This window comes from Janthinobacterium goodfellowi (assembly GCF_051380695.1).
GTDB lineage: Bacteria > Pseudomonadota > Gammaproteobacteria > Burkholderiales > Burkholderiaceae_D > Janthinobacterium.
Genome location: NZ_JBNYXN010000001.1, coordinates 1,463,812 through 1,479,086, shown reverse-complemented (window position 1 = coordinate 1,479,086; position 15,275 = coordinate 1,463,812). Strand labels below are relative to the sequence as shown.

11 protein-coding genes are annotated in these 15,275 nt (G+C 66.0%); 7 read left to right on the top strand and 4 right to left on the bottom strand.

Annotated features, from left to right (window positions below):
• Positions 1-2: 2 nt before the first annotated feature.
• From ACQ4WQ_RS06680 to ACQ4WQ_RS06670, 3 genes are all read right to left on the bottom strand, one after another.
• Positions 3-1,040, bottom strand: coding sequence for a putative bifunctional diguanylate cyclase/phosphodiesterase (locus ACQ4WQ_RS06680; protein WP_436495548.1), 1,038 nt, complete (start codon positions 1,038-1,040; stop codon positions 3-5).
• Entirely contained in the window at positions 1,040-2,638 is a 1,599-nt protein-coding gene (locus ACQ4WQ_RS06675; protein ID WP_436495546.1) for a methyl-accepting chemotaxis protein, read from the bottom strand. The genes ACQ4WQ_RS06680 and ACQ4WQ_RS06675 overlap by 1 nt, the downstream gene beginning before the upstream one ends.
• A gap of 353 nt (positions 2,639-2,991) precedes the next feature.
• A complete protein-coding gene (locus ACQ4WQ_RS06670) occupies positions 2,992-4,764 on the bottom strand; it encodes a methyl-accepting chemotaxis protein (protein WP_436495544.1) in 1,773 nt (590 codons plus the stop codon).
• Between the two features lie 340 nt (positions 4,765-5,104).
• Here ACQ4WQ_RS06670 and ACQ4WQ_RS06665 point away from each other — a divergent pair, with 340 nt between their 5' ends.
• The 7 genes from ACQ4WQ_RS06665 (at position 5,105) to ACQ4WQ_RS06635 (ending at position 13,342) form a co-directional block, all read left to right on the top strand.
• On the top strand, positions 5,105-6,049 hold the full coding sequence (locus tag ACQ4WQ_RS06665) for a 5'-nucleotidase (protein WP_436495542.1): 945 nt from the start codon (positions 5,105-5,107) through the stop codon (positions 6,047-6,049).
• A gap of 87 nt (positions 6,050-6,136) precedes the next feature.
• Positions 6,137-9,580 carry a transcription-repair coupling factor gene (mfd, locus tag ACQ4WQ_RS06660; RefSeq protein WP_436495540.1) on the top strand — a complete coding sequence of 1,148 codons (3,444 nt, stop codon included), beginning with the start codon at positions 6,137-6,139 and terminating at the stop codon, positions 9,578-9,580.
• A gap of 31 nt (positions 9,581-9,611) precedes the next feature.
• Positions 9,612-10,478: a phosphoserine phosphatase SerB gene (serB, locus tag ACQ4WQ_RS06655; protein ID WP_436495538.1), complete on the top strand. Its 867-nt coding sequence runs from the start codon at positions 9,612-9,614 to the stop codon at positions 10,476-10,478.
• Positions 10,479-10,583: 105 nt separating this feature from the next.
• Positions 10,584-11,312, top strand: coding sequence for a hypothetical protein (locus ACQ4WQ_RS06650; protein ID WP_436495536.1), 729 nt, complete (start codon positions 10,584-10,586; stop codon positions 11,310-11,312).
• The gene (locus tag ACQ4WQ_RS06645; protein ID WP_326459709.1) at positions 11,309-12,235 is read left to right on the top strand and encodes a TIGR04222 domain-containing membrane protein; all 927 of its coding nucleotides are present in this window, start codon (positions 11,309-11,311) and stop codon (positions 12,233-12,235) included. The genes ACQ4WQ_RS06650 and ACQ4WQ_RS06645 overlap by 4 nt, the downstream gene beginning before the upstream one ends.
• Positions 12,225-13,079 carry an MbnB/TglH/ChrH family RiPP precursor modification enzyme gene (locus ACQ4WQ_RS06640; protein WP_436495534.1) on the top strand — a complete coding sequence of 285 codons (855 nt, stop codon included), beginning with the start codon at positions 12,225-12,227 and terminating at the stop codon, positions 13,077-13,079. Before ACQ4WQ_RS06645 ends, ACQ4WQ_RS06640 begins: the two co-directional genes overlap by 11 nt.
• Positions 13,076-13,342 (top strand): hypothetical protein, encoded by a 267-nt coding sequence (locus tag ACQ4WQ_RS06635; RefSeq protein WP_326459711.1) that lies wholly within the window; start codon positions 13,076-13,078, stop codon positions 13,340-13,342. The genes ACQ4WQ_RS06640 and ACQ4WQ_RS06635 overlap by 4 nt, the downstream gene beginning before the upstream one ends.
• 4 nt (positions 13,343-13,346) lie before the next feature.
• Here ACQ4WQ_RS06635 and ACQ4WQ_RS06630 read toward each other — a convergent pair whose 3' ends face one another.
• The gene (locus ACQ4WQ_RS06630) at positions 13,347-15,215 is read right to left on the bottom strand and encodes a serine hydrolase domain-containing protein (protein ID WP_436495532.1); all 1,869 of its coding nucleotides are present in this window, start codon (positions 15,213-15,215) and stop codon (positions 13,347-13,349) included.
• Positions 15,216-15,275 lie beyond the last annotated feature (60 nt).

Below are 15,275 nucleotides of genomic sequence, written 5' to 3'. Positions count from 1 at the left end.
TTTTACTGAGCATCCACGCCAGGCCGCATGGCGCCATGTTTCGGCACTGTTACAAGGCCGGCCGGCGCGCCGGCGGCCAGCAATGCGGCCACGTCGGCCGCGCACGCCGGGCGGTGCAGGTAAAAGCCCTGCACCTGCGGGCAGCCCAGCCGACGCAGCCGCGCCAGCTGTTCGCCATCTTCCACCCCCTCGGCCAGCACCTGCAAACCCAGGCCGCGCGCCAGCGCAATGGTCGAAGCGACGATCACGGCATCACTGCCTGCGCTGCCCAGGTCGCGGATGAAGCAGCGGTCGATCTTGATGGTATGAATCGGCAGCATCCTGACATGGCTGAGCCCCGAATGGCCGGTGCCATAGTCGTCGAGCGAAATGGCCAGGCCCAGCGCACGCAGGCGGCGCAATACCTGCGTCGCCTGCGCCATGTCGTCGATGCAGCAGCTTTCCGTCACTTCCAGCTCCAGCAGGCCAGGCGCGATGGCGTGCCGCCGCAGGCAGCGCAGCACGAAGTCCGGCAAGTGCGGCTGGCACAGCTGGCGCGCCGAGATATTCACCGCGACCGGCACCAAAGTCAGGCCCGCCGCGCGCCACTGCGCCAGCTGGCGGCAGGCCGCATCGATGCCCCAGTTGCCCAGCGCGACGATGGCGTCGGTCTGCTCGGCCAGGCCGATGAATGCATTCGGGTAGATCAGGCCGTGGCGCGGGTGGTCCCAGCGCAGCAGCGCTTCCAGGCCGACCAGGCGCAGTTGTGCCGTATCAAACTTGCCCTGGTAATGAAAGCAGAATTCGCCGTCGCCGATGGCGGTGTCGAGGCGCGCCTGCAGCTCCCGGCTGCGCGCCGACGCCATGGGCTTGCCGCCGCGCCCATCCAGCGCCCGCCACTGCATGGCGCAGCCCAGCGCCAGCGCCGCCAGTCCCACCAGCGCCACGTGACGCGGCTGCGCATCGTCCAGCCAGATGCCCAGCGGCAGGCAGACGGCGAGCGCACCGCACAGCAGCGCCCGCGCGCGCGGGCCGTGCCAGAACCTTGCCAGGCGCGCCACTAGGCCAGCAGGCGCGGCACGGCCGGCGCGCTCCGGCGCGGCAAGACGTGCGCAGGCCCCTGCTGCAGGCGAAACACGCTGACCACCTGCAGCAGGTTCGCCGCCTCGCCTTCCAGCGATTGCGATGCAGCCGCAGCTTCTTCCACCAGGGCGGCGTTCTGCTGGGTCACTTCGTCCATCTGCACGACGGCCTGGCTGACCTGGCCGATGCCCGTGCTTTGCTCGGCGCTGGCAGCCGTGATGTCGGCCACCATCTGGCTCACGCGCCCCACGGCCGCCACCACTTCCTGCATGGTGGCGCCGGCCTGCGCAACGAGGGCCGCGCCCGCGTCGACCTGCTGGGTGGAATTGGCGATCAGGGCGCGGATATCGCGCGCCGCCGCCGCGCTGCGCTGCGCCAGGCTGCGCACTTCCGTCGCCACGACGGCAAAGCCGCGCCCCTGTTCGCCCGCGCGCGCCGCTTCCACGGCCGCGTTCAGCGCCAGGATATTCGTCTGGAAGGCCAGCATGTCGATCACGCCGATGATGTCGGCAATCTGCGCCGACGACGCGCTGATGGCGTCCATCGTGTGGATCGCCTGGACCACGGCTTGGCCGCCGGCGCCGGCGATGTTCGCCGCCTCGACGGCCAGGATGCTGGCATGGCGGGCATTATCCGCATTCTGCTGCACGGTGGAGCTGAGCTCCTCCATGGCCGACGCCGTCTGTTCGAGCGAGCTGGCCTGCTCCTCGGTGCGCGAGGACAGGTCGCTATTGCCGGCCGCGATCTGCGACGAGGCCGTGGCGATGGTATCGGTGCCGCTGCGTACCCGCTGCACGATCTCGAGCAGGTTGCCGTTCATGATGCACAGCGCGTCGAGCAGCTTGCCCGTTTCATCGCCGGCGTGGCGGCCAAAGGTCGACGTCAGGTCGCCGGCGGCCACCGTCTGCGCCACCGTCAACGCGTGCTGCAGCGGATGGACGATGCTGCGCGTGACCAGCCAGGCCGTGACGAGCGAAAAGAGCACGGCCAGGGCGCTCAGGGCCAGCATCATGTTGCGCGCCGTGACGTATTCATCGTGCACCTGGGCGCCCGCCTCCTCCATCAGCTCATGCTGGTGCGCGATGAGGCTTTCCAGCGCCGCCATGTAGCGCAGCTGCTCGCCGCGCACGGCGCCGAGCAGCAAAGCCGTCGCTTCGTCGCGTGCGCCCTCTTCCAGCAGGGCCAGTACCTTGTCGCGCCCGCCGTTGAACGCGGTGCGCGCCTGCGTCACGGCCGCCATCAGGGCGCGGCCGCGCGGCGACAGCACCACCTTTTCCAGCTGCGCCAGTGCCTTTTCCGTTTCGCCGCCCGCCCTGGCGATGGTGGCGCGTTCCTGCGCCAGCTGCTGCGGCTCCGTCATCAGCAGCAGGTTGCGCGAGGAGCGCGCGATGATGTTGACATGCTTGATGATGTCGTTGGCCAGCACGGTTTTCGGATATTTGTCATCGATCACGTCGCGCATGCGCAGCTCCAGGCTGGACAAACGCAACATGGCCAGCGCGGCAGTCGCCAGCAGCAGCAAGGTCAACAACGCAAAGGAGCAGCGCAGGCGCGTGCCGATTTTCATATTTGCCATCTTTATTCGCATCCTTCAATGTGGTGCATCGGTCACCGCGCCGGGCGCGCATGCAAGGCTGACGGCAATGGCTGCCGCCTGCCACGAATGGCTGGACGCAGCAGGCGGAGGGGTCAGCCGGGATGTGGCCGAGGCGGGAACAAGGGTGGTACGGCAGGCAGTGTGAGTTATCTCACAAGCAATGTCGCGTTAAGTTTTGAAAAGATTTGCTTAGATGACAAAACAGCTATTTTTATAACGCTGTTTTTTTAGTAAGTAGTAACCGCAGTGCGGGCTCGCGCACGCATGCAAAAACGGCCGCACAAGGCGGCCGTCCGGTCAGCGCATCCTGGCGCCGTCAATCCGTCCGTCCATCAGAACACTTCCCACTCGTCGTCGCGCGGCGCGCTCTGGCGCTGGGACGGCACGGCGTGCAAGGCCGGGCGGCCCGCAGCGGGACGCGATACAGGGCGCGATGCCGGTCCCGGTGCAGGACGCTTCAAAGCGGCACGCGGCGCGGCGGCCTTTGTGCTCGCGCTTGCGCGCGCGGCTGGCGCCTGTGCGCCATCGAGCTTGAAGACGCTGACCACCTGGGCCAGCTGGCCCGATTGCTCCTGCAGCGATTCGGCCGCGGCGGCCGCCTCTTCCACCAGGGCAGCATTCTGCTGCGTCACCTGGTCCATCTGGCCGATGGCCTGGTTGATCTGGTCGATGCCCGAGCTTTGCTCCTGCGTGGCCAGGCTGATTTCCGCCATGATGTCCGTCACGCGCTGCACGCTGGCGACGATTTCCGCCATCGTGCTGCCCGCCTCGGCCACCAGCTTGCTGCCCGTGTCGACGGCCACCACGGAGTCGCCGATCAGGGTCTTGATTTCTTTCGCTGCGCCAGCGGATCTTTGGGCAAGATTACGCACCTCAGTCGCCACCACGGCAAAGCCGCGTCCCTGCTCGCCCGCACGCGCCGCTTCCACCGCCGCATTCAGCGCCAGGATATTCGTCTGGAAGGCGATGCCGTCGATGACGGAAATGATGTCGACGATCTTGCGCGACGAATCGTTGATGGCGTCCATGGTCTCAACCACCTTGCCCACCACCGCGCCGCCCTTCACGGCCACGCCCGAGGCGGAGAGCGCCAGCTGATTCGCTTGCTGGGCGTTGTCGGCGTTCTGGCGCACGGTCGACGTCAGTTCTTCCATCGACGACGCCGTCTCTTCCAGCGAGCTGGCTTGCTCTTCCGTGCGCGAGGACAGGTCCAGGTTGCCGCTGGCAATTTCCGACGAGGCCGTGGCGATCGTCTCCGTGCCGCTGCGCACCTGGCCGACGATGTTGACCAGGCTGGAATTCATGTCTTTCAGCGCCTGCAGCAGCTGGCCCGTTTCTTCCGTCGTGTGCACCTCGATATTGCTGGTCAGGTCGCCCGAGGCGACCGTTTGCGCCACTTTCACGGCCGAATTGATCGGCTGCGTGATGGCCCGCGTGATGTAGGCGGCGCAGCCGATGCCCAGCGCGGAGGCCAGCAAGCCGAGGATGACCATCAGGCTTTCCGAGCGGATCACGGCCGCGCTGCCTTCCTTGACGCTGGCGTCGGCCACGCCGTTATTGAGCTTGATGATCTCGTTGAGCGTGGCTTCGGCCTTGCCGAACAGGCTGCGCGAATCCTGGTACTGCTTGTAGAACGCCACGAACAGCTCTTTCTGCCGCGGTTCGTCGCGGTTGTCGGCCAGCTGGCGCAGGATGGCGCGCACCTTGTCGTCATCGCCCTTCCAGGCGGCCCATTCCTCCAGGAAGCGCTTCCACAGCACGGCTTCCTCGGGGGTTTGCGGCAGCGGCTCGTACAGCTTGCGGCCCGCCTCGATATTGCTCCAGGCCTTGGTGCGCAGCTGCAGCGCTTCGGCAAACTTGTCCTGTGCCTGGTAATTGTTTTCATAGATGGCGGCCGTCAGGGTGGCGGCGGCGACGGCCGTCTGGCCCTCGTTCATCATCATCAGGCCCTGGATCGACGGCAGGCGCACCACGCCGATTTCATTGACGGCGTTGCCCACGGTGGCGATGCCCGTGTAGCCGCTGATTCCCACCACCAGCAAGGCGACCATCATCACGGCGACGAGCGTCGCCAGCTTCCATTTGATCAGTAAATTCTTAAACATGGCGAGGTCCTTTATAAATGCACGACGACTGCTGGCGAGGTTGAGGCTGGCATGTTCGAGTAAAACAGCTGACACTTGTATAAAGGTGGCGGGGATGGGGCGTACGCTTCGTTACAATTGGCGAGATTTCATAAGTCCAAGCATAGAGGAAAAATATGTTTCTGGCTGATACATACTTGATACAAAACAAGATTTATTTCTTTACTGTGGCGCGTGTTGCACAGTGGTCAGAAAAAATGGCCTGGCGCCCCGCTTTGGTGCAAAAAATCCCCACGTATCGCTATTGGCTACGCAGTTGATAGTCGTATAAGATGAGCAACAAGCAAACAACAGGCAGACCATGGCTTATCCTATCGAACACAAACTGGTGATCGGGGTCGCTTCCAGCGCCCTGTTCGACCTGGCCGAATCGCACCAGGTCTACCTCGACAGCGGCCCCGAGGAATACCGCAAGTACCAGGAAGCCCATATCGACACGGTCCTGCCGCGCGGCGTGGCCTTCCCCTTCATCCGCCGCTTCCTGAACATCAACAAGCACTATCCGCGCCAGTCGCCCGTGGAAGTGGTGCTGTTTTCGCGCAATTCACCGGAAACGGGCCTGCGCGTCATGCATTCGATCGCCCACTACGGCCTCGATATCTCGCGCGCCGCCTTCATGACGGGCAAGTCGCCCTATCCTTACCTGCCCGCCTTCAACGCCTCGCTCTTTCTCAGCGCGAACGAGGACGACGTGCGCAGCGCGCTGGCCTGCAACTATCCGGCCGGCCTGGTGCTGCCATCGCGCACGGAAGACGACGAAAACGACGAGGAATTGCGCGTGGCCTTCGATTTCGACGGCGTGATCGCCGACGACGAAGCGGAAACCGTGTTCAAGCGTAACAATGACGTCGATGAATTCCACGCCCATGAAACCCTGAACGTGGGCACGCCGCACCGCCCCGGCCCGCTGGCCGACCTGTTCCAGAAGCTGGCCACCATGCAACGCCTGGAAGAAAAGGCGCAGCGGCGCGATCCCGGCTACAAGAAGATCCTGCGCATCGCCATCATCACGGCGCGCAACGCCCCGTCGCACGAACGGGTCGTGACGACCCTGAAAAGCTGGGGCGTGGCGGCCGACGAGACGTTTTTCCTCGGCGGCATGGACAAGTCGCGCGTGCTGTCCGTGTTCAAGCCGCATATCTTCTTCGACGACCAGTTGAGCCACCTGAAATCGGCGGGCGGAACCATCCCGATGGTGCATGTCCCATTCGGGATTGCAAATATCCGTGCGGGCGATGGTCTATAATCTCGCCTGTCGGCGCCGTCACTGGCGGCGCTGCGCGCATCACAGCTGTCCCACTCAACTGCCTCTGCCACTAGTGTCATCGCCTGCATGTCCTTAGACTTAACAAAAGCCCTCCCCAAGCCCGGCAACCGCTATGCGCTGCCCGCCCTGTATGGTTCATCCGACGCCTATGCCCTGGCGCTGGCCGCTTTGGCCTTGAAAGCGCGGGGCCAGATGCTGGCCGTGGTGGTGGCGCAGGCCAGCGACGGCCAGCGCCTGCTCGATGAAATCCCGTGGTTTGGCGGCAAGGAACTGCGCTGCCATCTGCTGCCGGACTGGGAAACCCTGCCCTACGACGCCTTTTCGCCGCACCAGGACCTCGTCTCCGAACGCCTGGCCACCCTGCACGAAATCCAGACGCGCCAGTGCGACGTGCTGATCGTGCCGGCCACCACGGCGCTGGTGCGCCTGGCGCCGCCGTCCTTCCTGGCCGCCTACACCTTCTTCTTCAAGAAGGGCGAAAAGCTCGACGAGGCACGCCTGAAGTCGCAGCTGACCCTGGCCGGCTACAGCCATGTGTCGCAAGTGATGTCGCCGGGCGAATACTCGGTGCGCGGCGGCCTGCTCGACCTGTTCCCCATGGGGTCGGCCCTGCCCTACCGGCTCGACCTGTTCGGCGACACCATCGAGACCATCCGCACCTTCGACGCCGACACCCAGCGCTCGCTGTACCCCGTGCACGAAGTGCGGCTGCTGCCGGGGCGCGAATTCCCCATGGACGAAGCGGCGCGCACCACCTTCCGCAACCGCTGGCGCGAACAGTTCGAGGGCGACCCGTCGCGCTCCGTCGTCTACAAGGACATCAGCAGCGGCATTGCCTCGGCCGGCATCGAATATTATTTACCGCTGTTCTTCGAGCAGACGGCCACCCTGTTCGACTACCTGCCGCCCGACGCCTCGCTGGCCCTGGTGGGCGAGATCGACGCCGCCATCGGGCGCTTCTGGACCGACACGCAGTCGCGCTACCGCTTCCTGAAGGCGGACCGCGAGCGGCCTATCCTGCCGCCCGAATCGCTGTTCCTGTCCGACGAGCAGTTCTTCGGCCTGGCCAAGCCCTACCCGCGCCTGGCGATCGCCAAATCGAACGATGCGCTGGCGTCCGAACTGTCGGCGCCGATTCCCAACATCGCCGTCAACCGCCGCGCCGACGACCCGCTGGCCAACCTGCGCAGCTATCTGCTGCAAGCGGGCCGCCGCGTGATGATCTGCGCCGAATCGAACGGCCGCCGCGAAACCCTGCAGCAGTACTTCAGCGAATACGACCTGCACCTGACACCGGTGGAAGGCAGCGACGGCTTTTTGCAATCAAGCGCCAAACTGATGCTGGGCGTGGCGCCGCTGCACGCGGGTTTCGAGCTGTTTACGCCGGAAGGAAATTTATCCTTCATCACCGAGACGGAGCTGTATGCCGGCTCCGGCCGCAGGGTCGGCACGAAAAAACAGGAAGGCGTGACGCAGGTCGAGTCGATGGTGCGCGACCTGTCGGAGCTGAAAATCGGCGACCCCGTCGTGCACATCAACCACGGCATCGGGCGCTACATGGGCCTGACCAGCATGGACCTGGGCGAAGGCGAGACGGAATTTTTGCACCTCGAGTACGCGAAAGACACCAAGCTGTACGTGCCCGTGTCGCAGCTGCATGTGATCTCGCGCTATTCGGGCGCCTCGCCGGAAGACGCGCCGCTGCACTCGCTCGGCTCGGGGCAGTGGGAAAAGGCGAAGAAGCGCGCCGCCGAACAGGTGCGCGACACGGCCGCCGAGCTGCTCAACCTGTACGCGCGCCGCGCGCTGCGCCAGGGCCACTCGTTCGAATTCTCGTCGCACGACTACCAGCGCTTCGCCGACAGCTTCGGCTTCGACGAGACGCCGGACCAGGCCGAGGCCATCCACAACGTCATCAAGGACATGACGTCCGGTAAACCGATGGACCGCCTCGTGTGCGGCGACGTCGGCTTCGGCAAGACGGAAGTGGCGCTGCGCGCCGCCTTCATCGCCGTCATGGGCGGCAAGCAGGTAGCCATCCTCGCACCCACCACCCTGCTGGCCGAGCAGCATGCGCAAACCTTCGCCGACCGCTTCGCCGACTGGCCCGTGCGCATCGCCGAGCTGTCGCGCTTCCGTACCGGCAAGGAGATCACGCAGGCGTTCAAGGGCATGGCCGACGGCACCATCGACATCGTCATCGGCACACATAAACTGCTGTCGGACGACGTGAAATTCACGCGCCTGGGCCTCGTCATCATCGACGAGGAACACCGGTTCGGCGTGCGCCAGAAGGAAGCATTAAAGGCCTTGCGCGCGGAAGTGGACGTGCTGACCCTGACGGCCACGCCGATCCCGCGCACCCTGGGCATGGCGCTGGAAGGCTTGCGCGACTTTTCCATCATCGCCACGGCGCCGCAAAAGCGCCTGGCCATCAAGACTTTTGTCCGCAGCGAGGGCGAAGCCATCATCCGCGAAGCGTGTTTGCGCGAACTCAAACGCGGTGGCCAGATCTACTTCCTGCACAACGAGGTGGAAACCATCCAGAACCGCCTGGCCATGCTGACGGAACTGCTGCCCGAGGCGCGCATCGCCGTGGCGCACGGCCAGATGCACGAGCGCGACCTGGAAAAGGTCATGCGCGACTTCGTCGCCCAGCGCTTCAATATTTTGCTGTGCACGACGATCATTGAGACGGGTATCGACGTGCCGACGGCGAACACCATCATCATGCACCGCGCCGACAAGTTCGGCCTGGCGCAGCTGCACCAGCTGCGCGGCCGCGTGGGCCGCTCGCATCACCAGGCTTACGCCTACCTGCTGGTGCACGACGTGCAGGGCCTGACGAAACTGGCGCAGCGCCGCCTGGACGCCATCCAGCAGATGGAAGAGCTGGGCAGCGGCTTTTACCTGGCCATGCACGACCTGGAAATCCGCGGCGCCGGCGAGGTGCTGGGCGAGAGCCAATCGGGCGAGATGACGGAAATCGGCTTCCAGCTGTATTCGGACATGCTCAACGAAGCCGTGCGCTCGCTGAAAGCCGGCAAGGAGCCGGACCTGGCCGCGCCGCTGGCCTCGACCACGGAGATCAACCTGCACGTGCCGGCCCTGCTGCCCGCCGACTTCTGCGGCGACGTGCACGAGCGCCTGTCCATCTACAAGCGCCTGGCCAACTGCGCCACGCAAGAGAAGATCGACGATATCCAGGAAGAGCTGATCGACCGCTTCGGCAAGCTGCCCGACGCCGTCAAGGCCCTGGTCGAGACGCACCGATTGCGCATCGCGGCGAAAACCGTGGGCATCGTCAAGATCGACGTGCATGGCGAGGCGGCCACCCTGCAATTCATGGCCAAACCACCCATCGACCCGATGCGCATCATCGACCTGATCCAGAAGAACCGCCACATCAAGCTGCATGGCCAGGACAAGCTGAAAATCACGGCCGCCATGCCGGACCTGGCCGCGCGCGTGACACAGATCAAGACCACCATCAAGCAATTGACGGTGTAGACCATTTCGACCATTTATGCAGGCCTGACCCATGACCAATACCAAGACCATCACCATGAATCTGATCCTGCAGGGCCTCGACGGCGATAGCGCCCGCCTCGAGCGCATCGCCGCGCTGGCCGCACCCACGTCCGTCACGCGCCTCGGTCCGAATGCCGTGCGCTGCGAGCAGATCGCCTATTCGCCCGCGCTGCGCCCCACCATCGAGGTGGCGGCCCAGGCGGCGCAGCTGGACGCCACCTACATGATGGGCCAGCGTGAGCTCAGCGAATTCAAGCTGGTGGCGATGGACATGGATTCGACCCTGATCACCATCGAGTGCATCGATGAAATCGCCGACATGCAGGGCCTCAAACCGCAAGTGGCGGCCATCACGGAAGCGGCCATGCGCGGCGAACTCGATTTCGCCGCCAGCCTGAAGCAGCGCGTGGCCCTGCTCGAAGGCCTCGATGCATCGGCCCTGCAGCGCGTCTACGACGAGCGCCTGAAACTGTCGCTCGGTGCCGAGAAGATGCTGGCGGCCGTGCAGGCGGCTGGCCTGAAGACCCTGCTGGTGTCGGGCGGCTTTACCTTCTTCACCGAGCGCCTGAAAGAGCGCCTGGGCCTCGACTACACGCACGCGAACGCACTGGAAATCGTCGACGGCAAGCTGACGGGTAAAGTGTTAGGCGGTATCGTCGACGCCGAGGAAAAGCAGCGCACGGTGGAACGCGTATGCGCGGAGATGGGGATTGCGCCATCGCAGGCCATCGTCATGGGCGACGGCGCCAACGACTTGAAAATGATGGGCATCGCCGGCCTGTCCGTGGCCTTCCGCGCCAAGCCCGTGGTGCGCTCGCAGGCCGACGTGGCGCTGAACTTTGTGGGACTCGATGGCTTGCTCAACGTCTTGAGCTAAGTCGGGGCCAAGTTCGCGGCGCCAGGCGGTGCGCGCACGGTTGCATAAGTTTGCTATATTGCAAACTTATGTTCACCCCGCCCGTCCACCGTGAAAGAACACCGCATGCCGCCACCGCTGCCAGAAGAAATACAACGCCACCTGGAGGTGTTCGTCGCCGCCGCGCAAACGGCCTTCGGCGCCGACCTGGCCGCCGCCGTGCTGTTTGGCTCGGCCGCCGACGGCCAGTTGCGCGCCACCTCCGACGTCAACCTGCTGTTGCTGCTCAAGCGCTTTACGCCGCAGGCGGCCGATACACTGCGCGCTCCCTTGCGCCTGGCGCACGCCGCCATCGATTTGCAGGTGATGTTCCTGCTCGAGAGCGAATTGACGCAGGCCGCCGACGCCTTCGCCGTCAAGTTCGCCGACATCATCGCGCGCCATCGTGTCTTGCTGGGCAATGATCCTTTCGCCAGCCTGCACACCAGCCGCGACGCCGTGCTGCGCCGGCTGCGGCAAGTGCTGCTGAACCAGCAGCTGCGCATGCGCGAACGCTATATGCTATTGAGCCTGAATGAAGAACAGCTGGCCGGCGCCATCGCCGATGCCGCCGGTCCCTTGCGCTCGGCCGCCGCCTCGCTGGCGCAGCTGGAGGATAAACCTGCGCAGTCCGGCAAGCAGGCGCTCGAAGCGTTTGTCGACCAGCTGGGCGAACCGGCCCTGCACGCTGCCCTGCAAGCCATGTCAAAGGCGCGCGAGACGGCGCGCCTGGCGCCGGGGCAAGCCCTGCCCGCCTTCACAAGCCTGATGACGATTACCGAACGCCTGCGCGAGCACGCGGAGCAGATGCGGTGAACGGTCTCAATCCCTTTGACTGGAGCGGGCCATGGTTCCTGCTGGCTTACCTGATCTTCGGCCTGCTCGTGTACTACGGCGTGCGCGAGCTGCTGATCCGCCAGGAAGTGCGCAATCCGCACGCCCAGCTGTCGCTCGCCGACGATCCCTACCGCATCGCCTTCTTGCGCGGCGGCGCCCTCGAAGCCGTGAAGATCGCCGCCATCGTACTGGTCGACCGCGGCTTGCTGCGCGCCGATGGTCCGCTGCTGGAAACGGCCAGCGCCGACAGCCTGCGCTTCGCCAGCCACGACATCGAACGCGACGTGCTGCGGCTGTACCTGGGCCGCCAGGGCCATAGCAAGGAACTGGCCGTGCAGGCCGGGATGCTGCCCTCGTGCCGCGCCTACCAGGAGACCTTGATGCAGCAGGAATTGCTGGTCGGCCCGCCGCTGCTGCGCCGGCGCGAACGCATCACCTGGGCCGCGCACTGGCTGCTGGTGACGGTGGCCGGCGTCAAGGCCGTCATCGCCATCAGCCGCCAGCACTACAACCTGCTGTTCCTGGCAGTCCTGCTGGCGATCTTCCTGCTCATGCTGCGCGGCTTGCGCACCCAGGCGACCAGCTGGAGCGCGCAGCGGCTGCTGACCGACTTGCGCATGCTGTTTGGCCGCCTGAACATGCGTTCGGCGCGCCTGCAGGCGGGCAGCAGCAGCGCGGACATGGCGCTGCTGGCCGCCATCTTCGGCATCGGCGCACTGCCCTTGTCCGTGTACGCGTATGTCGCCGAGCTGTACCCTGCGCCCCGGCACAGCTCGGGCGGCGACTCGTCGTCCGGCGGCACGGGCGACTCGGGCGGCTCTTCATCGGGTGGCGACGGCGGCGGAGATGGCGGCGGCAGCGGCTGCGGCGGGTGCGGCGGTGGCGGCGGCTGTGGCAGTTAGCCAGGGAAGCGCGCGCGACCGCGTCGGCCTGGGCTGGCGCGGCGAACTGGCTGCCGGCATCCTGTCCAACCTGGCGCGGATCGACGTGCTGGAAGTGATCGCCGACGATTATTACCATGCCTCGCGCGCCGGTATCGCCGCCCTGCGCCGCCTGGCACGCCAGGTACCCGTCAGCCTGCACGGCGTCGGCATGGGACTGGCCTCGACGATACCCGCCGACCCGCGCCGCCTGCAGGCGATGGCGCGCCTGATGAAGGCCGTGCAGGCGGAATCGTGGTCCGAGCACCTGAGCTTTGTGCGCGCCGGCGGCATCGAAATCGGCCATCTGGCGGCGCCGCCGCGCACGCCGCATAGCGTCGCCGGCGCCATCGCCAATATCGCGCTGGCCACGCGCATCGTCGGCAGCGCGCCGCTGATGGAAAACATCGCCACCCTGGTGCAGCCGCCCGCCAGCACGCTGGACGAAGCCGCGTGGCTGGCGCGGATTATCCATGGCGCGCAAGTGCCGCTGCTGCTCGACCTGCACAACCTGTATGCGAACGCCGTCAATGCTGGCGAGCAGCCGGAGGCACTGCTGCTGCGCCTGCCCCTGGACAGGGTCGGCGCCGTGCACCTGAGCGGCGGCCACTGGATCGCGGCGCCGGGCGGCGGGCGGCGCCTGCTGGACGACCATCTGCACGACGTGCCGCCCGACGTCTTCAACCTGTTGACCCAGCTGGCGCGCCATGCGCCGCAACCATTGACGGTGATCGTCGAACGCGACGGCAATTACCCGTCGTTCGAGCATGTGCTGGACCAGCTGGAGCTGGCGCGCGCGGCCTTGCGCGCGGGGCGCAGCGCATGAGCTCTCCCGCACTGGAAACCTATCTGGCCAGGCTGTACACGGACGACGCCGTGCGTGCCGCCTTCCTGCTCGCGCCCCATGCGCAAGCCTTGCTGCATGGCTTGTCGCCGCAGGAAGCGGAAGCGATGGCAGCCATGGACCGCGTCGGCCTGCAGATGGCGGCGGCCAGCTATCGCGCCAAGCGGGCCGGGCGCGCCGGACACGGTGCACGGACTACGCCGGCACCACGCTGGTGGCGCCGGCTGCTGGCTGCCCGGACCTGACCGCCTACATCTGCCACAGCCGCAGCGGCAGCAAACCCCACCAGGCCAGCACCAGCAGCAGTTGCAGGGCCGCCAGCAAGGCGACCCAATCCCATTTCGCCCACGAGCCCGCCTCGGCCGCCGTGCCGCGGCTGCGCCAGCAGCGGGCCAGGCCGAACGCCGTGGCCAGCGGCAGCGCGCCCGTCGCCACTGTCAGCAGCACGCTGGCCACGGTGACGTCGCCCAGGCGCAGATAGGACTGGAAATAGAAAAACGGCAGCGGCAGGAGCAGCGCCAGCAGCGACAGCAAGGGCGCGAACAGATGGTCGCCCCGCCCCAGCCTGCGCAGCGCGGCGCGCCAGATGCCCACCACCAGCACGTACAGCAAGCCGGCGGCACCCAGGGCCAGGCTGCCCCACAGCACCAGCATGCGCAGCATCGACGCCCGCTCATAACTGCGCAAGCCGTCGCTGAGCACATGCTTGCCATCTTCCTGCATCAGCACATGCGACGCGGTGCTGCGGTCGCTGGCGCGGAACAGCAAGCCGCCCACCGGTTCCAGCTCCTTCGGCTCGCCCTGGAACGGGATCAGGAACAGCGATTCGCCATCCCATTTGACGCGCGTAAAGCCGAAGACGGCATCGACCCAGGCCATGCTGGCCATGGCGCTGGGCGACGGCACATAGACGCCCTGCCAGTTTTCCACCGTGGGCGCGGGCGTGCCCTGCGGGGCCGGCGCGCGCAGCGGCAGTTCCAGGTCGCGCAGCAGCAGGCGGTTGAAGCGTTCATAGTCGGCCCGCTCCGCATCCGTGTTGAAGGCCACGAAGAAGGCGCTGTCCTGCTCCGGATAGATGCACAGCATGGCGCGGAAACCCACGGCCGTGCCAGGGTGGCAGGCGCCCACCACATTGTGGCGGTCGCGCACGGCCAGCGCCAGGCCGTGGCCCGTCGCCAGGCCCGCCTGCGCCGCATCGGTGCCGGCCGGCTCCGACAAGGCGCCCATCAGGGCCAGGTCGATGAACTGCGTACCCTGCAGCTTGCCATCGCCCATCAGGAACTGCGCCAGCTTGCCCATGTCGGCCGCTGTGGTGGTAAATTGCGCGGCCGGACGCAGATACTGGGGCACGGCCGGCTGCGCCACGCCATGCTCGAAATACCCCATGGCCAGGCGCGGGTCCGCATGCGGGCCTGTCTGGCTGACAAAAGCAAACGTGCTGTCCGCCATGCCCAGCGGCTGCAGCAGCTGCGCATCGAGGTAGCGTTCATACGGCTGGCCCGTGACTCGCTCGATCACCATGCCCAGCAAGCCGTAGCCCATGTTCGAGTAGGCGTAGCGGCTGCCGGGCCGCGTGCGCACGCGCAGCAGATTGCCGCCGCCGTCAAAAGCCTCGGCCAACGGCGTGTCCGGCGCCGGTTGCAGGCTGAAGGCCTGCCAGAAGCGCACATTATCGAGGCCGGACGTATGCGCCAGCAGGTGGCGGATGCGCACGGGATCGCTGGCCAGCCACGGGTTTCTCAGCGCCAGTTCGGGCAGCACTTGCTGCAGGGGCGTATCGAGCGTGAGCTTGTCTTCGCTGATCAGACGCAAGACGCCCAGCGCCAGCGCCACCTTGCCCACGGAGCCCACCTGCATGCGCGTATCGGCCTGCATGGGTACTTGCTTGGCGGCATCGCGCAAGCCGGACGCGCCGACTTTGACTGTGCCATCGGGCAAGACTTCGCTCCAGACGGCACCCGCCAGGCCCTCTTCCTTCAAGCCGGCGCCAAACTCCGCCTCCAGGGTGGGGCCGGCGGCGTGCGCCGCCGTAGCGCAGCACAGCAGCAAGGCCGGCACGGCGCGCCGCAGCCATGAGCTGGCGCGCGCGGCCAGGGTGAGATATTGATTTCGTTTCAACAATGTATTCTGCCTTTTTCCATGGACTGCGCTGCCTCGCCGCTTTGCTTGTTACAATTA